The organism is Butyribacter sp. (assembly GCF_056818865.1).
Map to the genome: position 1 here is coordinate 182,500 of NZ_DBLYGC010000001.1, position 21,954 is coordinate 204,453.

The following is a 21,954-nucleotide window of genomic DNA, read 5'->3' on the forward strand; positions in this document are numbered from 1 at the left end:
TCATCCTCCCTTTTTATACTTTTTATGTTAAGACAAGTATATCTTCCCTACCTTATCAAAAAACAACCATAAAGTTATCAAACGGTAAACATTTCAAAAATTATTACTGCAACGGTATTCTCACTGTAACGGTAGTTCCTACCCCTTTTTGCGAACTGTATTCCAATGTTCCGTCATGTTTTTCAACTATTTTCTGGCAAAGCGATACTCCAAGCCCTGTCCCTCCCTGTTTTCTGCTTCTTGACTTATCAACACGATAGAACGGCTCTTTTATCTTTTCAATTTCCTCCTGATTCATTCCGCAGCCGTTGTCCTCAACCTTAAAAACAGTTTCATTCTCAGTTTCATATACATATGTATTGATTTTTCCATATTCATCCGTTGCCCTGAATGCATTTTCAAATATATTCCTAAGCAGCATTTCCAATAGCTGCTCATCACCAAACAGCCTGTCTGTTTTAACATCCCACTTTGCATCAATGCGTTTATCCGCAAATCTCTTTTTCTGCCAGTCTGCAAGCACATCTGTAAATTTCTTCATATTGATATTTTCTTTTTTTATGTCGGAATGTCTTATCACAGCAAGATCGAGCAGTTCATATGACATATTCTGCATACGTCTGGCTTCATTCCCGATAAACTCCAGGCATTCCATTCTTTCATCCTCAGAAATTTTTGCTCTCTCCATGTACTCAACAAAACCGCAAATACCCGTTACCGGCGTTTTCATTTCATGCGCAAGATTATCAATAAACCACTGTTTTCTCTCGGTCTCATCCATAATCTGTTTCATGTTTTTTTCTATTGTCTCCGCCATGATATTTATGTTCTTCCCAAGGACAGCCAATTCATCATTTCCCTTTATGTCAGTTCTCGTTTTCAAATCGCCGCCCGCCATCTTTTTAACTGTCTCATTCAGATTTACAACAGGTTTTATGCATTTCTTTAAAACAAACACCATAAATATCGCCATAATAATTGATATTGCGACACTTCCAACCGCATAATAAATTCTGATATTTTTCCACATACTGTCTAAGTTATATAAAGTTTTTTCATATCCGAAATAATAAATTGTTTTTCCGTATTTTTGTACCTTAAAAACCATCAGTCTTGTATGACCGTCTATATAACATTTAACAACTTTATTATCTGTAATATTTTTTTGCTGATATTTAAAATGTGATTTATCCGAATAATAGATTTTCTTTTTATTCTTTCCTTCCCACAATCCCAGTTCAATTTTTTGCTGCTTATAATAATTTGTGTACTTCTGAATTGTTTTTTTTATGTCTGTATCCTGCATCTGGGAACTCTGAATTTCACCGTAAATCTGGTCTATTATCATTCCAAAATCCCCTATTGCCTGATTTTTCTCTGCTTGAATGTTCTGTCTGTATGTAATACCAAACAATAAATATATTGCAATGTTAAGAATTATCAATATAGGTACTATAAGCACAATATACAATTTCTGCCACAGTTTCATAGCCGACTCCCCTCTTTCATTCTGTTTCCAATCTGTAGCCAAGTTTATTTATCGTACAGATTTTCTTTTCAAGTCCAAGCTTTTTTCTGAGCTTTCTTATATGTACGTCAACCGTCTTTGTATCTCCCATATAATCCCATCCCCATGCAAGTTCAAGAAGTTTCTCCCTTGACATCGCCATGTTTCTGTTTAAAATAAGCACTTCCAAAAGTTCATATTCCTGTGGTGCAAGCTGCACCCTCTCTCCATTTTTAAAAACGTCGTGTCTGTCAAGATGTACCTCAACATCACTTATCCTAAAAACATCATCATTCTTTTTCGTTCTGCGCAGAACCACGTTTATCCTTGCAATCAATTCAAGAATTTCAAAAGGCTTTACAATATAGTCCTCCGCCCCTATTGACAACCCATGCAGCTTGTCATCAAGTTCTCCTTTTGCAGTCACAAAAATAACAGGTACATCTTTAGTCTTTTCCATGACTTCAAATCCCGACATTCCGGGTAGCATTACATCCAGCAGTACCAAATCGAAATCACCCTTTTCAATCATTTCAAGACCTTCCCTGCCATCATATATTTGTGTGCATTTATGACCGACCATCTTTAAATTTCTTGCAACCATCTCATTTATAGTAGTATCATCTTCCACAATTAAAATATTTGCCATTTATTTTCTCCCTCAAAAACTTTGTTTTTCGCTCTTACAATTTCCCTTTTAAATCACTTTTACTTAATATTAACATAATATAGTAACCAAATGATTAACACATTTCATCTTAATTTCATATAATGATGCAAGGGACAAAAATCTCAGGAGGTTGTTTTGTATTATGTATCTCAAAAACTGTATCAAAAAAGCAACACAATACAACTGCTGTCTCGACAGAAAAGCCATATGCATGAAACGCTCATGGGACGATGTTTCAAAAATGCTCGACACTTTCTGTGACTGTAAAAAATGCAGCAGCTGCAAAGCCTGCAAAAAGCGTTCCAAATGTAAATGCAGGCATTAACTTATTTTCACAGACATGTTAAAATAAAAATATATAAAATAAATTTAAAAAATATTTATACAGGAGAAAAAAATGTTTACGCCAAAACTTATAGTCACCGATTTAGACGGAACTGCTTTAAAAAACAACAAAGATATAGCAGACGAAACCATAGCCGCATTTGAAAACTGCCGAAAAAAAAGCATTCATGTTGCCATTGCAACTGCGAGATATATCGGAGGTGCTGCATATTACGCAAATAAACTTCATGCTGATTTCCAGATACTTACAGACGGAACACTTGTATATCAGAACGGTAAACTTATATATTCCCGGACAATGTCTGTAGACATGACAAATAATATTATTGATGAACTTAAAAATTACGGTTACACCTCACACATAGCAATCCCTACAACAACAGCACTTTACAGATACCCTTACAACCCTGATGACTCCTCCACTAATGACAATACTCCTGCCAAAGCTGCAAAAAAGTCCAGTGATACACTCAACCTTAACGATATAAAACAAGACCATTCTCCCGGAATTTCATTTGATATAGACAAACCTTTTCCGGAAGAAGCCTGCAAAATTGTCGCACACATCTCCTCTGACAATGACGCAAAAGCTATCGCCGATAAATGCGGCTGCGCATATTTTCATTATCGTGGAGAGGATACATACACTTTTTTCCACAAAAAGGCAAGCAAACTTGATGCAATTCAACAAATTGCCGACTTTATTAACATTTCACTTGATGATATTTGTGCATTTGGTGATGATATAAACGATATAGAAATGATAGAACATTGCGGATATGGTGTCGCAATGGAAAACTCACTTGATATTGTAAAAGAAAAAGCAGACTTTGTTACTTTGTCAAATGAAGAAAATGGAGTTGCTAAAGCATTATCGCAAATAATTGACATACGATAGTGTACATAAAAAACTTGGTTCACTCAAATTTATCCCATATTGCCCTGAGAACAAAGTTAAAAAAATACCCCACCGGATTTCTCCGATGAGGTATTTTTATTTTGCCATTCCGACAATAAATACTTTGCTTATAAAAGCTCAGTAAATTATTTAAGTGTAACCTTAGCACCTTCAGCTTCGATCTTTGTCTTAATGTCTTCAGCTTCATCTTTAGAAGCACCTTCTTTAAGAACCTTAGGAGCGCCGTCAACAACTTCCTTAGCTTCCTTAAGTCCTAAACCTGTTACTTCACGAACAACCTTGATAACCTTAACTTTGTTTGGTCCAACTTCTGTAAGCTCTACGTCGAACTCGTCTTTCTCAGCTGCTCCGTCAGCACCTGCTGCACCTGCTGCAACTACAACACCTGCTGCTGCAGAAACACCAAATTCTTCCTCACAAGCTTTTACTAAATCATTTAATTCTAAAACTGTCATGCCTTTGATAGCATCGATAAATTCCTGAGTTGTCATCTCATTACCTCCATAATAAATATATTTTATAAATTCGTTGCATCAGTTTAACTGATGTAGTTTCTTTGGAAACCTACTGTTTCCTTTTCGTTCAAATAATTAAGCCTCTGCAGCTCCATCACCCTTTTCAGCGATCTGATTAAGAACACGAGCAAGATTTGTGATAGGTGACTGTAAAGAACCAAGTAACTTGGAAATAAGTTCCTCTCTTGAAGGGATGCTTGCAAGAGCCTTAACACCATCAACATCATAAAATGTACCTTCAACTACTGCACCCTTGAACTCAAGTGCTTCAGCTTCTTTTGCAATGTTGTTAAGGATTCTGATAGGAGCAGTTGCATCCTCTTTTGAAATAGCGATAGCAGATGGTCCGTCAAGTAAATCATCTAACTGAGCAAAATCAGTTCCTTCAAAAGCACGCTTCATAAGTGTGTTCTTGTAAACTTTGTACTCACATCCTGCCTCTCTAAGTCCTTTACGAAGCTTTGTATCCTGCTCTACTGTAAGTCCACGATAATCTACAAGTACAACAGTTGCAGCGCCTTCAACCTTTGCCTTAATCTCATCAACTATAGGCTGTTTGATTTCAACTTTTGCCATGAGTAAGTCTCCTTTCCTGGGTTTTCCCCATAATATCCACTGCAGACAGACATATAATTTGCTCTGTAAAGTAAACTATTATAAAACAGCTTCTTTCAGACAAAATAAAAAACCTCGCCGCATAATTCAAGCCGAACGAGGTGAAAATAATTCATATAGAAATTCATCTTCCTCGGTAGGCGTTTGTACTTACACCGGTTCACCGGCACCTACTGTCTACGGCAGTGCGTCCTGCAATTCACAGAACAAAAACAATGTTACCACAGTTTAAATATGTATGTCAAGTACTTTTTCATATTTAATAATCTCCGCACTTACTCCCTCGCCTTTCTATTTATATATTCAGCCTTATATTTAGAATAAACTATAGTCTGGTCATGATACAGCCCATAATATCCGGACAAAAGATAACTAACGCTTATGGCAATAAGAAAGAATGGAACCGCTTCATATCCAAAAAGCTCAAATGCTATGAGCATTGAAGTTATAGGACAGTTTGTTACACCACAGAATACAGCCATCATGCCAACTGCTGCACAAAGTGATGGAGAAATTCCAACTATACCTCCAAACAGGCAGCCAAAAGTTGCTCCTATAAAAAACGACGGTACTATTTCGCCACCCTTAAAACCGGCCTCAAGAGTCAATGCTGTAAAAATCATCTTCCATATAAACGCCATTGGATTCACTTTTCCGCCAATTGCCCTGACTATAACAGGTACACCTGCGCCCATATAATCATCAGTATGTAATATTACAGTTAAAATAATAATTATAATACTTGAAAAAACAATTCTTACATACGGATTTTTTATTTTCTCTCTATATAAATCACCCAGCCCGTGAAGTACCATACAAAAAACAACACTTATAGCCGCACAGCACATTGCCAGTACAATTATTTTTAAACTCGGAACCAATTGAAACTGTGGCATATGTAAAATATTAAATGTATTCGGTCCAATTCCCATATGCGTTGCAAATTTTGAAGCAATCAACGCCGCAAATACACACGGAACAAGCGCAGCATAATACATAACACCGACACTCACTACCTCCATTGAAAATATTGATGCCGCTATAGGCGTTCCAAATATCGCTGAAAATGCAGCACTCATGCCACACATGACAACAATTCTTCTGTCTTTTTCGTCAAATCGAAATAATCTACCAAGCTGATTGCCTATACTTCCCCCAAGCTGCAATGCAGCTCCCTCTCTGCCGGCAGAACCACCTAAGAAATGCGTTATTATAGTAGAAATAAAAATAAGCGGAGCCATTTTGAACGGAATTTCACTCTCAGCATGAATTGTAGATAAAACAAGATTTGTTCCCTTATCATTTTTGTATTTAAAAATTCCATATAAAGCAACAATCACAATGCCACCTAAAGGCAGTGCAAATATTATCTCCGGATGCTGCGTTCTGATTTCAGTAACAACTCTCAAGCAATAAGCAAACAATGTACTGAATGAACCTACAACAATCCCGACTATAGCCGAAAAAACTCCCCATCTTATAAATCTGTATATATTTTTATAAATTCTTGATATATAAAACTTTATCATCTGATATTTTTTCATTTTTTCAATTATTCCTTTTTATTATTTTCTTATATGATGATGCAAGGGTCAAAAGCAGATAGCAATGTATGTTTACATACAAATTGCTATCTGGTGGCTTGACCCGCCAAACACCGACAAGTAGCAGATTTGCTTGCAAATATGCGGGATTGGAGGTGTTTGCAGGATTGCGAAAATTGCGTAGCAATGAAGCAATCCGTGGCATTAGTCGGGGGCAAAATACCTTTTGACCCCAACATCATAATTCTTAATTATATAAGAAGAAACACTTTTTTGCAAAATTATCCTATTATTATTCATTTGTGCCATATCTTTATTAGTTTCGTTCTCCTTTATTAGTATTCATTACTATTTGTTAGACATTTATAACCCAGATGCATATATACATCGCACCTCTTTCCCTTAATCTGGAAAATATCTGCAAAACAAATATATATTTTTCCAAAAATGTTATTTTTGCTTTTCCGAGCAACACATTCACCCTTAAGCGGCATTTTTCCGTCGTTTTAAAAAAAATGTATTTTTTTTGTTGACAAAGTAAATAATAAATGATAGTATATAGCACATAAACAGTAACAATTACTATTTAACTTTTTAAAATATTTTTTAAACAATTTTACAAACAATACAATTTTTTAAGAAAAGGAGATTATTATTATGGCAAAATGGGTATGTTCAGTATGCGGTTATGTTTACGAAGGAGAGACAGCTCCTGAAAAATGTCCACAGTGTGGAGTTCCTGCTGAAAAGTTCAACAAACAGGAAGAAGGCGAGCTTACATGGGCTGCAGAGCATGTTGTAGGTGTAGCACAGGGTGTAGATGAGGAAATTCTTCAGGGTCTCAGAGACAATTTCAACGGAGAATGTTCAGAAGTGGGTATGTACCTCGCTATGTCAAGAGTTGCTCATCGTGAAGGATATCCTGAAATCGGTCTTTACTGGGAAAAAGCAGCATATGAAGAAGCAGAGCATGCAGCTAAATTTGCTGAACTTCTCGGCGAAGTTATCACAGACAGCACAAAGAAAAATCTTGAGATGCGTGTAGATGCAGAGTGTGGCGCTACAGCAGGAAAGATGGCTCTTGCTAAGAAAGCTAAAGAACTCGGACTTGATGCTATTCACGATACAGTACATGAGATGGCTAGAGATGAGGCGAGACACGGAAAAGCATTCAAAGGCTTACTTGAAAGATACTTTGGATAATTTCACAAACCCAAATTAAAAATATAAATATAAAAAGCAGCTGTACTTTAATTATATTTGATACCTGAAAAATTTAAACTTTCCAAGGTAGTACAAAATATTTAAATACAGCTGCTTTTTTATTACAGTTATTTTCTTATTCAGTTATTTTTAATCCAGCAACTCAACTATATGCAAATCATTTCTCAATGCAAGATCCACAAAACCTGTTCCTATCTGTACAAGCGGTCTCAATATATTATATTTATTAAATAAAATTATTCTTCCCTCCTGACCATTGTTCAGCCTTACCTTACACTGTATGAATGTCTGTGCAAGTCTCGATGTAAATGTCAAAAGAGTGACCGGGTCAAAATTTTTACTCTGAGTTTCGCTTAACTGTATCAAAACCTCGAAAGGAGACAGCTTTCTAAATCCTATTTCTTTCATAAGCATAGTATCATATACGTCGGCTATCGCAATAACTCGTGCTATCGGATTTATACTTTTATTGTTAACACTAAGCGGAAAACCGGTTCCATCGGCATGCTCATGATGTGTTAAAACCGCCTGCTTAATACTCTGGTCTAAATCTTTATTTTTAACTAATTCATACCCATACATTGTATGTTTTGTAAAAGGTCCCTGCCCGTCAAGTTCCTTATGGAAAGAAAATCCTTTTAATTCATTTTGTGCAAATTTAAGAATACCAATATCATGCAGAATTCCCGCAATTGCAACTCTGTCAATCATTTCATCGCTATATCCCATCCAGCCTGCAAGTATCTGTCCCCACAATGCAACATTAACAGAATGGTTATAAAGTCCCATTGCATTCTCTTTCATCTTTGACAGTAACACGCACAGATTTACTGTAGTATCAGCCTTAGTCACGACCTCGTTCAACGAATCAAGCAATTCATTAACATCTACATCCTTATCATTTAATGCAATTTCTTTAAGATTTCTTGATACAGTGTCCTCTGCAATTTGAAATCCCTCTTTAAAAGCCTTTTCCTGTTCAGGTGTTATTTTACTTACTTCCTGATTGCTTTCTTCAGCCACACTATATTCAACATTTACAAAATCTATAAAATGCTTTGTCAAAAGTTCAATAATTTCCTGTGTAACAACCGTTCCTGAACCAATCAAGAACGTACCTGTCTTTGAATAGATATTGTCCTTTATTATCATTCCGCTTTTCAGCCTATTTAGCCGAATACGCATTTGTGCCATTTTTACTCTCCTTTTATCGCTAATGTACTTTTACAAAATTATTTTTTTAAATTATATTCTTTAATTTTTTTACATATATATTATACAATATATTTTTTTTATTTCCACTATTAAGTAAATCAGTTTTTTTTGACATTCTATTATTTTATTGCTATAATATATTTAATTAGTAATTATTATTGTTTAGAACTTGAAAACCCTTTCTTTTATATTATTATATAGGAGTGATTTTTATGTCTGCTATTAGATACAGCAAACAGCGTGAGGCTATCAAAAACTATCTGAAATCTGTCACATGCCATCCGACGGCTGACACAGTTTACGCAAATATTCAAAAACTATTTCCTAATATAAGCCTTGGCACCGTCTACAGAAATCTAAATTTTCTCGTTGAGCATGGAGAAGCTATTCAAATAGATTGCGGTGACGGTTTCGTTCACTTTGATGGAAATTCTGTTCCTCATAATCACTTTTTTTGCAGATCATGTAAAAAATTATTAGATATCGAAATGGATTCTATAAGCCATATAGACATCATTGCTAATGCCAATTTTCCCGGAAAAATTGAGGGACACACGGTACTTTTTCATGGTCTTTGTGGTGACTGCTGTTCAGATTTAAACAAAAATGAAAATTTAAAGAATAATTAAATACCACCCCCCAATAGTTAGATTTTTAGGTCTAACCTTTTGGGGGCGGTATATACTTCACATTCGGTATCTTATTTTTGTATATTTATTTTATCAAATGCAGCTCTTAATACAGATACATCCGCATCTTTGTCTATCTGCAATGTTATTCCCATCTTCTTTGAGTATATATTTTCCTCCGAAAATTCAGATTTTGACATTGCTATTATAGGAAGATACCCTCCACTGCTCTTCTCGTATTTTCTTATCTGCAAAGCCAAATCATAACCGCTTTTTTCAGGAAGCTGAGCATCTGTTATTATTGCCGAATAATATCCTGCTCCTCTTTCCTTATACATACACAGTGCTTCGCTTCCAGTAGACGCACTTTCAACCAGAAATCCAAGATATTTAAGTTTTTGCCTTAATAAGTTTTTTGATGTTATAAGATTTTGGACTATCAAAATTCGTTTTATGGCACTTATTTTTTTACCGCCTGATTCTGCCATGATTGCTTTAACAACCGTATCTTCATCATTCTGAAAATAATTTTTATCCGTCGAAACAGGTAAACTTATAGTACATCTCGTTCCAACACCTAAACTGCTTTTTATTTCCAGATCACCATTTAAAACTCTTACAATATTATTAGAAAGCCACAATCCCAATCCGATTCCGCTTCTTTTTTCCTTTTGTGAATAATTTAAAGGAATACTTTTACAGCTTTTTCAATAATACCTTTATCAATTCCCGGACCATTATCTTCTATAATAAATCTATATATATATATTTCTCCAAATTTTTGTCTGCTCTCAACAACTTTAATTCTTATATTTCCATTATTATCCGTATACTGAACCGCATTTAACAAAATATTCTTTATTACCTGCTTTAATCTCATTTTATCAATAAAAACATAGTGATGTACAACTTCATCATAATTTACACTCAGCTCATGTTTTTTTTCTTTAATAAAAACAGCAAGTTCATTTATAATTTCTTCTATAAGCTCTTTTATGGATATTCTTTCAAACAAAAATTTTATGTCACCTGCTTCTATTCTGCTTACATCTACAATTTTATTTATATTTTCAAGAAGCAATTCAGAAGCCTCTCTTATCTTTTTTATATAAACCTCATTAGCCTCGCAATAGTTTTTTGACATACTTAACATATCAGTAACTCCCATAATATAATTTACCGGAGCTTTCATATGTTGACCGATATGTCTTAGAAAAGCATTTTTTGCCTCGTTTGCTACATTTGAAACATCATAAGCAGATTTAAGAGACTTATTTTTCATAATTTCTCTCAGTTTTTCCTTATGAACATCTTTGACAGTCATAACACACTCTCTTACCATGCCATTTTCATCTGAGTTAAGCCAAATAAAACTCATTCGACTCAACAAAAACTTCTGCTCTGAATTTATATATCTCATATATTCAAAAGATACCATTCTTTTTTCTTCTGAAAGAACTTTTCTTATATGTTCCCGCTTCATAAAATTTCTTACATCTTCAAGATACTCTTTTGATATTATTTTTTGTGTAATATTTGAAACATATTGCGTATAATTCATCATGTGACCTGTCTCATGCTCATCTCCACGCATCTGTTCAAAGATGTAAATACTGTCCTCTTTCATATTACATATTGATACTACATAAAAAACTTGCTTTATCGCAGCAAAAATATTTCTGCTGCTAACAATCTCCATTTCTTCCCTAAATACACATATACAATAATTTTTATCTCCAGCCAGATAAAACTCTGCCGAAAAATATCCGCCAAGTTCTAAGTTATATGAAGAAATAACCTCTGTTTTCTTCACCCCATCAAAGATATCTTCAATTGCACATATCAACTGGTTATATTTATCTTTAAAAAGAAAATAAAGAATATTATTGTCCGTCTGGGCTATCAGACTTTTCTTCTTTTTAAGTGCATCATTTAAATAAACTTCTTCAAAACCAATATTTTTTTCTAAATTTCGTTTGATTACAATAACACTGACAGGCATATTATCAAACGCTTTTGTAAATTCCAATTTTACCCCTCCATTATCACATTTGAAGCCCCCTGTACTCCACGCAGGTCGAAAAAACGATAAGTGTCTTTGTTCTGCCATATTTCTGTAATTCTCCAATAAATTGATCTAATTCATCTGTACTTGGAAACAACACTTCAAGAAGCATAGAATAATCACCTGTTACACAATTACATTCTACAACATTTTTACATCTGTTTATATAAGGATAAAAATCCTTTTTGTCGATTGGTGACACCTCAAGATTTATAAATGCCTTTATGTGATATCCCAGTTTTATCGGATTTATTCTTGCATGAAACCCCTCTATATATCCATTCTGTACAAGATTTTCAATTCTTGCTGACACAGCAGGTGATGACAGATAAACCTTTTGTGCAATCTCTTTCAACGACATTCTTGCATTTTCCTGAAGCATCGTTATTATCATTTTATCAATATTATCTAATTCATCATTTTTCATTTTTCCCTCCATACTGCCGGCATATTTTTACTATATTAATATTCAAAATTTATTTCAGACTTTTAAGTTTATTTCGGATAAAACATCTGATTATCAGCCTAATAAAATTAAGTTTTATGTTTTTATACTTATTATAATAGCATAAAACTCATTAATTCTGTAAATTATTTTTTATTGCCACAATACTCTTGACCAAAACCGATTTCAGGCGTAATATCACAAATGTTGATGTGTCAGACACAATACAGATATAGATGACATCTATACATTTACGAATGTTACTTTTATCTGATGATGACAATACAGTGACACTCATAAATTTAATTTAATATTTTTTAACGCCCAAAAGAAATCAGGAATAGTTATTTTTTTCCTGATTTTTTTATTTTAAAAATTGTTCACATTTAATTAACAAAAACAACATTGCAGGTTCACATTCGATTGTTATTATAACATCATCAAATGAAACGAAATCATTTGATAGTGCTTAAATTTTTTTCATACCTTCTCCTTAAGAATCGTCACTCCAGGCGATTCTTATTTTTTTCTTTAAAACATTTCAAACAACACAGCCAATATATGCTATAATTGCAATGAACAGAGAAAAACAACGGAGGTTAATAAATTAAAAATGAAAGATAAATTTTTAAAAGCAACCGCCATCACCCCTGACATAAAAGTCGGTGATACGGATTTTAATACAGAAAACATAATAAAATCAATGAATATAGCACATAAACAGGGCGTAAAACTTGCCGTTTTCCCTGAACTTGTAATATCCGGATACACATGCAGCGACCTTTTTTTACAGGATATTCTTCTTAAAGGTTCACTCAACGGTTTAAAAAAGATAATAAATGCATCAGAAAATCTTGATATGATAACCATAGTCGGTTTACCTTTTCTATTCAATTTCAAACTTTATAATGTCGCCGCCGTAATATTTGATGGTGAACTTCTTGGAATAGTTCCAAAACAGCATATTCCAAATTATTCAGAATTTTATGAAGCAAGACACTTCTCTACAGGAAATAAAGAAGTATCATATATAGAAATCCCTGAACTTGGTGACACAGGTTCATTTGTTCCTTTTGGTGCAAACCAGCTTTTCAAAGCAGAAAATCTTCCTGAACTTGTCATTGGCATCGACATTTGTGAAGACTTATGGATGCCTATTCCACCATCATGTTATCACGCTATGGCTTCTGCCACTGTTATTGCCAATCTTTCAGCAAGCGACGAAACTACAGGTAAAGACCTTTACAGACGTGAACTTGTAAAAAATCAATCAGCAAGACTCGTAAGTGGCTACATCTATGCCGATGCCGGCGAGGGCGAATCCTCAACCGATCTTGTATTTGCAGGACATAATTTAATAGCTGAAAACGGAAGTATACTTGCTGAGACAAAAAGATTTGAAAACGGTATCGCAATAAGTGAAATCGACCTTGGCAAACTTGTAAGTGAACGCAGACGAATGTCAACATTTACCATAAACGCTCCTGAAGAAAACGGCTATGAAGTAACTGCATTTGAGTTTAAAAATATTGGCGATACAATTCTCACCCGTTATTTTGAAAAAACACCATTTGTTCCTAACGACAAAAATGACCGCAACCGCAGATGTGATGAGATATTAAACATTCAGGCAAAGGGATTAAAAAAACGTCTTGAACACACGCATTGCAAATCGGCTGTTATCGGAATTTCGGGCGGACTCGACTCAACACTTGCCCTTCTTGTAACTGCAAAAGCTTTTGATATGCTCGGACTTGACAGAAGCGGTATCTGTGCAGTCACAATGCCTTGTTTCGGAACAACTGACCGAACATATCAGAATGCGTGTATTCTGACTGAAAAAATCGGTGCTACACTTAAAGAAGTCCCTATCCATGAAGCCGTAAACCTTCATTTCAGAGACATAGGACATGACAGTTCAATCCATGATGTAACTTACGAAAATTCCCAGGCAAGACAACGAACACTTATCCTTATGAATCTTGCCAATGAATTAAACGGAATGGTCATAGGAACAGGTGACATGTCGGAACTTGCACTCGGATGGGCAACCTACAATGGTGACCATATGTCTATGTACGGTGTAAACTGCTCAGTACCAAAAACCCTTGTAAGATACCTTGTCTTATATTATGCCGAGACAACACCTGACAAACAGCTTCATGATGTACTTATGGATGTACTTGATACACCTGTAAGTCCGGAACTCCTTCCACCTGACAAAGACGGGAAGATTGCCCAAAAAACAGAAGACCTCGTTGGTCCATATGAATTACACGATTTCTTTTTGTACTATATTATGAGATTTGGGTATGCCCCTTCCAAAATATACCGTCTGGCAAAATACACATTCAACGGCGAATATGACAAAGAAACAATCTACAAATGGCTTAGAACATTTTACTGGCGTTTCTTTGCACAGCAGTTCAAACGCTCATGTCTCCCTGACGGTCCAAAAGTCGGAAGTGTCGCGCTGTCTCCAAGAGGTGACTGGCGCATGCCTAGCGATGCATCGGTGAATATTTGGATAAAAGATATTGAACAGTTAGAAATGTAAACACAAAAAGGGTAGGTACCATTTGGCATCTACCCCTTTTATCAGACTTATTTTTATAACTCTGTATAAGATATCCGGTATTCAAACAATCTCATCCGTTTATCATTATGAACTTTTGAAATAAGTTCCTGTGTTGGATTATTTAAACAAATAATACCATACACCTTTTTAGATTTGAATTTTTCACTTTTCTCGAACCAGTCAAGATACTGAGCCGTCTGCTCATAGGCATCATCATATCCACTATCCTTCTTCAATTCAACAATATACAAATTTCCTGCAGCATCTTCACACAATAAATCAAGTCTTCCAATCGGAATAATATATTGACGGCCATACTCGCCTTTTCGTTTATATACTTTAAGTTTGATACCAAATACAGGAATACCATTTTCTATTCTTGCAGTAAGCTCATCCTCTAACAGCTTCTCATTAGAAAACTGCTGTCGTTTTACCCCAATATCTATTGTGACCTTTTCAGTACTTTCGTTGTCATCAATATCCGGTTCGACTGCTATATCATATTTTTTCAATCGTGCATTATGATTATCCAACTTTTTCACTCTGTCACGAATAGCTTTAGCAACTTTAAACTCTCCGGAATTAACAAATTTCTTTGCATCTACATTCCTGCCAAGTGCAATTAAAACACGAACATAATTATTGGCTGCACATGGCAAGTCTTTCTTAGCCTCCAAACATTGTTTGAAAATCTCTTTAGCTTCTAAGTATTTCTTCTGTTTATATAATGAATAACCCAGATTATTCAAAGTAAATTGTATTTCAGGAGCAAGTTCATAACTCAGACGATAATACTTTTCTTCGTCGACATAATTTTTAATCTTTCCACTAGACCATGCCAACATCCAATAAATATCTGACATAAAGAAATAATATTCCTGCTCAACCTTTTCAAAGCAGGCGATAGCATTATTCCACATAGACATATTGTAATATGTATATCCAAGTATTTCATTCGGAGATTTATAGTTAGGATACTTCTGAATAAATGAAAGCAGAGCATCAACTACAACATCATTATTATTACTCCGATAATACAAAGACATCAAATCACACAACTCCGGTATTCCGTCCTCAGACTTTACACTTTTCACCTCGTCTGTAATAAAATCCAAAATTTCATCAGGTGCATTTTTGAAAGGAACCAGGAAAAAATCCAGTAACCCATCCTCATTCAAAACACCTTGTTTAAGCTGTTCACTACACACTTTATGTATATTGTCTTTGCACTTTTTATACTGCTTTTTCAAATAATAATAGAATGCCCAAAAGAAGTAACTGTCTTTATCCAGTTTTTCTATATTTTCATATAGCAGTTTAATCAAAGAACCATCATCTGCTGCCAACAGTGCGTCATCATACTTAACAAATCCCTCCGTTAATGCAAAAACCAGCTCATCACAAAACTTTCTCCTTAACATTTGGATATTCGGATGACTGCTAAACATATCCAGCTTGGCAGATATTTCTTCGGCTGTCATACTGCTTGGAAATTCTTTATTATAAAAATCCTCTATAGATTTTAATTCTTCATCAATCATGCACAAACACCTCTCTGTAACAGGCATATTCACTTTTTTTCAGCTTCAATCTGCTTTATCAATTCTAAAACAGTATCTTCACTTTCCTCTATTTCATCTGCTATTTGTGCAATGTCTTTGCCTTTTGCAAGTTTCTTTTTTATCTGGTCTTTTAAACCTTCGCTCCTACCTTCATTTCTTCCTTCAATTCTTCCGTTTTCCTCTCCAATCTTTATTCCACGAATATACATCTTCTTTGCTTCCGTCTCTATTACTTTTCCTCCCATTATTACATCAACTCCTCTCCTGATTTTCTCATATTTCTTTGCTATATTATCTACTACTTTTTTTGACAATTCTACTATTATTCTGCTTTCTAGTTCCGTCATCTTGCCTTCCTGTACCAGCTGTTCCATTTTGGCACAAATTTCTTCAAACTCTTTCACAAGTTCTTTTAATGCTGTCTCATCCTCATTATATTTCGGAAAGTTCGCTTCATGTGTGAATATGTAAAACGGTATTAACAAATACATTTCTTTGTTCTATATATCCTGCAATGTATACTTCTGCATTTTTATAATAGGTATATCGTAGTATAACTCGCCGCCGGGTGTGACAAATTTCATTTTCATTACATCACCTGTGTTTTCATTTGAACGCAGAAATAATACTGCTGAATGAGGGAATGTTACTGTTAAAACTCCACCACTCTTTTTGCCATCTTCCGTTTCTCCCTCTTTCTCTATGGTTGCATCATCAAGTGCTATCTGTGAGTCATACTCGAAGAAACGTATTATCATACTGTTATCTATCGTAGCCTGACATTCCAGATGATATTTCTTTTCTCTCCATTATACTTAGTTTTTGTGGTGTTTTCAATTGTTAATATGCTTGAAAGTTACTTTGATTTTATCTTTGTGAATGTTTCTGAAATAAGATTTATAAGACTTTTTAATTTTAAGAACTAATAATCCCGTTAAAATCTTGTTAACATAATATCAGGTTACCCAGCCAATTTCTATCGTAATTTTTCACAGATTTAATTTTTATTTTCGTATGATTTATACAATACTTCAAGACAAAACCCCTGAAAGTTTAATACACTTTCAGGGGTTTTTATTTAATTTCCCATATCAACAGCTAAAATCTCTTTTCCTCGGTTGCAAAACCACTACAGCCATATAATATAAGAACATCATCAAATTTATTGCCTGTTACATATGAAGCAAGATTTCCTCTAAAGAAACGCATATCTATCATTTGTACTTCCTTATAATCATCAATAACAAACTGTGCAAATGTATTTGCATACGAATCTTTTATCAGTAGAAGTTTTCCCTTTTTACCGCCACCCTGTATTGTAGTCAATACCTGATTTGAATTAAAAAATACTCCATATTTATCTTTTCCTTTAAGATATGAATTTTCATATATTGAATTTGCAACATAATAATCATTATTATATGAAACACGTCTTTTCTTATTATGATAATATCCAATAATTTCATCCTGATATTTTGTTCCTGGCAGGCTCACTTTATTCCATGTTGTTCCCTTAAAATCATCACACAATATTTCTTTTTTCCACGAATTAAGTGGTGCCGCTTTCTTACCAAGTAATTTTTTCCACTGAACATACGCATAATACGCTCCTACACTTGTCCAGTGATGATCCGATTTATAATATATCTGCTCATCATTATGTGCTTTAAGCACACTTGTTATATCTATAACTCCGGGAACTTTCTTTGCCACCTCACTGATAAGCTTTTCCTGGCTGACATGACAAGCGAACTGTGGCAGTTTATTACTCATAATCTCAACTGATGCAGGTACAAGCAACTCACGACATGATATTTTATTTTCCGCTAATTTTTTTCTAAATTCAGCCATATTTTTAATATTTTTATTAAATATCTTTTTGTCATATTCAGAGAATGTATCAATAAGATAATTGTCTTTTCCTATAAACACTCCACCTGCCTCACGCTTACCCATAAGAATATCTGCTGCCGTCTTTATTGCATAACCTTTCTTTACCTTAACAACAACCGCAATATCCATATTTATACTTGAATTTTTGTTTTCCTCGTATGCCATCCTTATAAACAGAAAAGATAGATTTTTGTTGCAATATTTCCTTAATTTTTTACAGCTTTTTTTATGGTATTACTTTTTCAGCTTCAAAAATTACTGCTATTATATTAGCCCACCTCAATAATCTTCCCAAGCGAAAACGAATAAATAATCTTCTCCTTAACCTTTTTTCCTGTCACGCTCTCAAGCGCTCTCGCATAATAATCAAGCTGTGTTTTATACCTTTCTGCCAGTTTTTCTTCCTGACATTTCATAACAAAATCCGTCTTGTAATCAACAAGAACTATGTCATCACCTTCGTAGAAAAATGCATCAATTATTCCCTGTATCATTATGAGTTCTTCACTGTCACTCTTTTCAGAATATACTTCATTTGCCGGTATTCCTATCATAAACGGCTGCTCTCTTTTAAGTTCACCCGAAACTGCTGCCGCCCTCATCCTGCCGCATAAACTGCTTTTTGCAAACCACTCAAATTTCTTTACATCCAAGGCAGACGCATCTTCATCCGTCATATATCCGTCCTGCACAAGTTCTTTGATAAATACTGCAAAATCAAAGTTTTTATCAAGTCTTTCATACGGTATATGTTCCATAACAAGATGGTAAAGAGTTCCCCTTGCAGCCCCCGTCTTTACTTCCTCTTTTTTCATAAAATCAGGTCGTGGAATGTCTGAGTATTTGCTTTCTTTCTCACCATTTTTCCTGTCTGAAATTTCTTCAAAAGACCTCTCCACATCTAAGTCTCCCAAAAGCAAAACCTCATTCTCCATGACAGGATTATTTTCTACATCCCCGGCATTAAACTCGTCAAGTTTTTCCATTGCAAGTCTTTTAAGTTCAGATACAGATGCCTTAACAGGAATGCCAAGTTCATCCTTATATTTATACGAAAATTCCTCGTTCTGTGATATATAATCCCTCATTTCCTCATCATAAGTCTTATCCGCATCCCAATTGACCAGCTCAATTTCCTTCTGCTTTGCAAGTTCACGGTTTTCTTTTGATACACTCACAATGTTGTTGACTGAAACTACTTCAAGGTCAAAAAGTTCATCATTTACTCCATAAATTTTTTCTGGTTCGAGTTCTTCAATACACTCTTTAAATACCGGCCTGTCTGCTATCGCCGCCATTACCATGTCAATGTGTTTTGTAAGTGAGAGAAGTCCTGAAAATTCGAGATTTTGACCTTTTTCTTTCCATGTTGTTATCTTCTTTTTTCCCTCACCTCTGGCTCCCATATTTCCCTGTAAAATCTTTGCAGACACTCCTGTAAGAAAAAGTTTTTCCTCGGCTCTTGTCATAGCAACATACAACATTCTTACTTCCTCGGCAAGTGCATTTACTTTTATCCTGCTCCTTAAAAAATTATTAAAAATGCTTTTCTCTGTATACATAAGTTCAAGATTTACATAATCAGTTCCAACACCATAATCAGAATTTATAATAACCCGGTCATTTGCCTCCATCAGATTTATACTTTTTCCAAGTCCCGACACAAACACTACCGGAAACTGAAGTCCCTTACTTTTATGCATTGTCATAATTCTTACGGCATTCATACTGTCGTTGTTTACCGATGCCTCTCCTATATCAAGAGATGCTTTCTTTATATTCTCAACAAAATGAGTAAATTTAAATATTCCGTGATGTCCGTTTGCCGCATAATCTCTCGCCTGACCAAGCAGAATATCAAGATTTGCCGCCCTTTTCTCGCCCGCAGGCATCGCAGACATAATGTCATAAAAATCCGTTTCATCATAAATATTCTGTATTATCTTATCAACAGGAAGTTCCTTTGCCAGCTCACGATAATTATTTAATTTATCAATAAATTTTTCCAGCTTTTCCGCAAGTTTTTCTGCCTCTTTCTCATCAAGAACTATATCTGCCGTATATTTTTCCGTCCCCTCTTCTCCGTTTACAGTCTTTATATAAAGTTTCATTGCATCCCAAAAATCAAGGGTTCTAGGCATCACGGCAATTGCCGCAAGTTCATCATCACTAAGTCCCACAAAAACCGAACGAAGCACTGACACAAGAGGTATATCCTGTCTCGGATTATCAATTATTCTAAGCAGATTTGTCATTGTTAAAATCTCAATTGACTCATAAAATCCTGCTTTTGTACCCGCTGATACCGGTATACCCATGTCAGATAATGTTTCAAGAAAAGGTTCCGTCCACCCCTGAACACTTCTTAAAAGTATCACAATATCACTGTATGTAACTCTGTGATACCCCTGTTTTCCCCATACATAAAGCGGATTTTCTCCCTGTACCATATCAATAATTTTATTTCCAATAGCGGCAGCTTCAAGTTCTTTATCCATCATTCCGTCATCATTGTCCGCTTTCTTGTCAATAAGAATAATTGACGTTTTCTCTGCTGTCCGTTTGTCCGTTTTCTCGTAAACTCTTCCGGGCACAAGCCTTGCCGCTTCATCATACTCAACACCACCAAGACAAGGCTTCATTATCTTTTCAAAAACGGCATTTGAACTTTCGAGCACGCAATCTCTGCTTCTGAAATTCTGTTTGAGGTCAATTCTGTGCTCCTTTGTGCCCTCCTCAAGACTGTAACTGTTGTATTTATTCATGAACAGTTCAGGTCTTGCCAATCGAAATCCGTATATGCTCTGTTTTACGTCACCTACCATAAACATATACGGTGCCTGTACCGGCTCCCCGACTATACTTGTCAGAATAAGCTCCTGAACATAGTTACTATCCTGATACTCATCCGTCATTATCTCCTGATAATACTCCCTAAGTTCTTCTGCAACCTTACTTGGAACAACCTCGCCGTCCTCATTTTCGTCTGTCAGTATTGCCAGTGCAAAATGCTCCATGTCGTTAAAATCTATTACTCCATCTTCCCTTTTTCTCTCTGCAAATGCATCAATAAAATCTATTGTCAGATTTACAAGTTCCTTTACGGCAGGAGCCATTTCATTTAATTCTTTTATCTGCTGTTCTACAGTTTTATTAAAAAACTTCTCCTGAAGCTTTATAATTCCTCCCTGACTTGAAAAGTAAGAATCCCTGAATGCACTTGCCAAATCCTTTTTTTCTGCATCAACATTATCTTTTTTAGTTATTCTTCCTTTATCTGCTCTTGAAATTTTTCTAAATGCATCCGATAATTCACTAAAATTCTCTGTCTGGCAGATATTATCAAATTGTCTTATATCGTCCTCAAAGGCTGTTCTGTATTTTGCCGGGCCATCCGGTTCATCACATATTTTTATTGCTTTTTCGGCAAGCATTTTATATGAATTTACAAGTTCTTTGACATAACTTACAAGCTCTCCTACCCACTTTGTTTTCTGAAATTCTTCCACGCCCGCACATTCATAAATTTCAACAATTGATTTAAGCCATTTCTTTGGCCATGGATAACTCATTGCCTTTCCATATAATTCAAGCACAATTGACTCAATCTTACTGTCATCACGTCCATGTGCAAACATCTCTGAAAACAGATAAAAAGAAGAATTATCGTTTTCTTTCTCGATTTCATATCGCTTCTCAATAAGCTCAGAAAGGATTTCACTCTGAGCAATTTTCATATCATTCTCATTTGCAACTTTAAATGCAGGGTCTATGTCTATTACATGAAAATAATTTCTTATAATATACTGACAAAAACTATGCATTGTCGTAATCTGTGCATTGTGAAGCAGCGATGCCTGTCTTTGAAGATGCTCATTGTCAGGTTCATCAATAAGTCTGCTCTCTATCGCCTCACCAACTCTCGTTTTCATCTCTGCTGCCGCCGCATTTGTGAAAGTAACTACAAGCAGCCTGTCAATGTCAACATCGTTTTTTTCATCAGTTATCAATTTTATAATTCTTTCAACCAACACTGCAGTCTTTCCTGAACCTGCTGCCGCCGAAACTAACAGATTGCACTTTCTGGCATCTATAACTCTTTGCTGGTCATCCGTCCACCTTGTATTGCCCATATTTTTCCCCTTATTAATATTCTTACATGTTTATCTTTCAATCCTTTAGTGTTTTTGTTTTTCACTTTTAATTTTCAAATAATATGATGATTTAT

Annotated in this window: 19 protein-coding genes and 1 other annotated feature; of the genes, 5 read left to right on the forward strand and 14 right to left on the reverse strand. The window is 35.0% G+C overall.

Annotation, left to right across the window (positions count from 1 at the left end; all coding sequences use genetic code 11):
- Positions 1–103: 103 nt before the first annotated feature.
- A complete protein-coding gene (locus tag ACZLXV_RS00755) occupies positions 104–1,489 on the reverse strand; it encodes a sensor histidine kinase (protein ID WP_022223907.1) in 1,386 nt (461 codons plus the stop codon).
- Positions 1,490–1,505: 16 nt separating this feature from the next.
- A complete protein-coding gene (locus tag ACZLXV_RS00760) occupies positions 1,506–2,156 on the reverse strand; it encodes a response regulator transcription factor (RefSeq protein WP_022223908.1) in 651 nt (216 codons plus the stop codon).
- Between the two features lie 163 nt (positions 2,157–2,319).
- On the opposite strand from ACZLXV_RS00760, the gene ACZLXV_RS00765 reads away from it, so the two are divergent.
- Both ACZLXV_RS00765 and ACZLXV_RS00770 read left to right on the forward strand, forming a co-directional pair.
- Positions 2,320–2,502 carry a hypothetical protein gene (locus ACZLXV_RS00765; RefSeq protein ID WP_482382200.1) on the forward strand — a complete coding sequence of 61 codons (183 nt, stop codon included), beginning with the start codon at positions 2,320–2,322 and terminating at the stop codon, positions 2,500–2,502.
- Positions 2,503–2,574: 72 nt separating this feature from the next.
- The gene (locus ACZLXV_RS00770; RefSeq protein ID WP_022223909.1) at positions 2,575–3,420 is read left to right on the forward strand and encodes an HAD family hydrolase; all 846 of its coding nucleotides are present in this window, start codon (positions 2,575–2,577) and stop codon (positions 3,418–3,420) included.
- A 146-nt stretch (positions 3,421–3,566) separates the two neighbouring features.
- Here ACZLXV_RS00770 and rplL read toward each other — a convergent pair whose 3' ends face one another.
- The 3 genes from rplL to ACZLXV_RS00785 all read right to left on the reverse strand — a co-directional run bounded on the left by rplL (position 3,567) and on the right by ACZLXV_RS00785 (position 6,115).
- On the reverse strand, positions 3,567–3,932 hold the full coding sequence (gene rplL / locus ACZLXV_RS00775; RefSeq protein WP_022223910.1) for a 50S ribosomal protein L7/L12: 366 nt from the start codon (positions 3,930–3,932) through the stop codon (positions 3,567–3,569).
- A gap of 99 nt (positions 3,933–4,031) precedes the next feature.
- On the reverse strand, positions 4,032–4,532 hold the full coding sequence (gene rplJ, locus ACZLXV_RS00780) for a 50S ribosomal protein L10 (protein WP_022223911.1): 501 nt from the start codon (positions 4,530–4,532) through the stop codon (positions 4,032–4,034).
- A 97-nt stretch (positions 4,533–4,629) separates the two neighbouring features.
- Positions 4,630–4,772, reverse strand: a sequence feature (ribosomal protein L10 leader region).
- Positions 4,773–4,846: 74 nt separating this feature from the next.
- Positions 4,847–6,115, reverse strand: coding sequence for a chloride channel protein (locus tag ACZLXV_RS00785; RefSeq protein ID WP_367335136.1), 1,269 nt, complete (start codon positions 6,113–6,115; stop codon positions 4,847–4,849).
- A gap of 657 nt (positions 6,116–6,772) precedes the next feature.
- Between ACZLXV_RS00785 and ACZLXV_RS00790 the strand changes: the two genes are divergently transcribed.
- The gene (locus ACZLXV_RS00790; protein WP_482382201.1) at positions 6,773–7,318 is read left to right on the forward strand and encodes an NADH peroxidase; all 546 of its coding nucleotides are present in this window, start codon (positions 6,773–6,775) and stop codon (positions 7,316–7,318) included.
- 150 nt (positions 7,319–7,468) lie between these two features.
- Here the strand turns inward: ACZLXV_RS00790 and ACZLXV_RS00795 are convergent, their stop codons facing one another.
- Positions 7,469–8,533: an HD-GYP domain-containing protein gene (locus ACZLXV_RS00795; protein WP_022223441.1), complete on the reverse strand. Its 1,065-nt coding sequence runs from the start codon at positions 8,531–8,533 to the stop codon at positions 7,469–7,471.
- 233 nt (positions 8,534–8,766) lie between these two features.
- Here ACZLXV_RS00795 and ACZLXV_RS00800 point away from each other — a divergent pair, with 233 nt between their 5' ends.
- Positions 8,767–9,183 (forward strand): Fur family transcriptional regulator, encoded by a 417-nt coding sequence (locus ACZLXV_RS00800; RefSeq protein WP_482382202.1) that lies wholly within the window; start codon positions 8,767–8,769, stop codon positions 9,181–9,183.
- 71 nt (positions 9,184–9,254) lie between these two features.
- Here ACZLXV_RS00800 and ACZLXV_RS00805 read toward each other — a convergent pair whose 3' ends face one another.
- From ACZLXV_RS00805 to ACZLXV_RS00815, 3 genes are read right to left on the reverse strand one after another with little or no spacing between them, the layout of a single operon-like run.
- Entirely contained in the window at positions 9,255–9,875 is a 621-nt protein-coding gene (locus ACZLXV_RS00805) for a response regulator (protein WP_482382216.1), read from the reverse strand.
- Positions 9,866–11,212 carry an ATP-binding protein gene (locus ACZLXV_RS00810; RefSeq protein ID WP_482382203.1) on the reverse strand — a complete coding sequence of 449 codons (1,347 nt, stop codon included), beginning with the start codon at positions 11,210–11,212 and terminating at the stop codon, positions 9,866–9,868. Before ACZLXV_RS00810 ends, ACZLXV_RS00805 begins: the two co-directional genes overlap by 10 nt.
- A 16-nt stretch (positions 11,213–11,228) precedes the next feature.
- The gene (locus tag ACZLXV_RS00815) at positions 11,229–11,675 is read right to left on the reverse strand and encodes an Lrp/AsnC family transcriptional regulator (RefSeq protein ID WP_482382204.1); all 447 of its coding nucleotides are present in this window, start codon (positions 11,673–11,675) and stop codon (positions 11,229–11,231) included.
- A 631-nt stretch (positions 11,676–12,306) separates the two neighbouring features.
- Here ACZLXV_RS00815 and ACZLXV_RS00820 point away from each other — a divergent pair.
- Positions 12,307–14,250, forward strand: coding sequence for an NAD(+) synthase (locus ACZLXV_RS00820; protein WP_482382205.1), 1,944 nt, complete (start codon positions 12,307–12,309; stop codon positions 14,248–14,250).
- A 53-nt stretch (positions 14,251–14,303) separates the two neighbouring features.
- Here the strand turns inward: ACZLXV_RS00820 and ACZLXV_RS00825 are convergent, their stop codons facing one another.
- The 5 genes from ACZLXV_RS00825 to addA all read right to left on the reverse strand — a co-directional run bounded on the left by ACZLXV_RS00825 (position 14,304) and on the right by addA (position 21,859).
- The gene (locus tag ACZLXV_RS00825; RefSeq protein ID WP_482382206.1) at positions 14,304–15,812 is read right to left on the reverse strand and encodes a tetratricopeptide repeat protein; all 1,509 of its coding nucleotides are present in this window, start codon (positions 15,810–15,812) and stop codon (positions 14,304–14,306) included.
- Between the two features lie 29 nt (positions 15,813–15,841).
- Positions 15,842–16,324 carry a hypothetical protein gene (locus ACZLXV_RS00830; protein WP_482382207.1) on the reverse strand — a complete coding sequence of 161 codons (483 nt, stop codon included), beginning with the start codon at positions 16,322–16,324 and terminating at the stop codon, positions 15,842–15,844.
- 9 nt (positions 16,325–16,333) lie between these two features.
- Positions 16,334–16,591 (reverse strand): hypothetical protein, encoded by a 258-nt coding sequence (locus ACZLXV_RS00835; protein WP_482382208.1) that lies wholly within the window; start codon positions 16,589–16,591, stop codon positions 16,334–16,336.
- A gap of 340 nt (positions 16,592–16,931) precedes the next feature.
- Complete coding sequence (locus tag ACZLXV_RS00840; protein WP_482382209.1) at positions 16,932–17,891, reverse strand: DHHW family protein; 960 nt, start codon at positions 17,889–17,891, stop codon at positions 16,932–16,934.
- Positions 17,892–17,995: 104 nt separating this feature from the next.
- Complete coding sequence (addA, locus tag ACZLXV_RS00845; RefSeq protein ID WP_482382210.1) at positions 17,996–21,859, reverse strand: helicase-exonuclease AddAB subunit AddA; 3,864 nt, start codon at positions 21,857–21,859, stop codon at positions 17,996–17,998.
- Between the last annotated feature and the right edge of the window lie 95 nt (positions 21,860–21,954).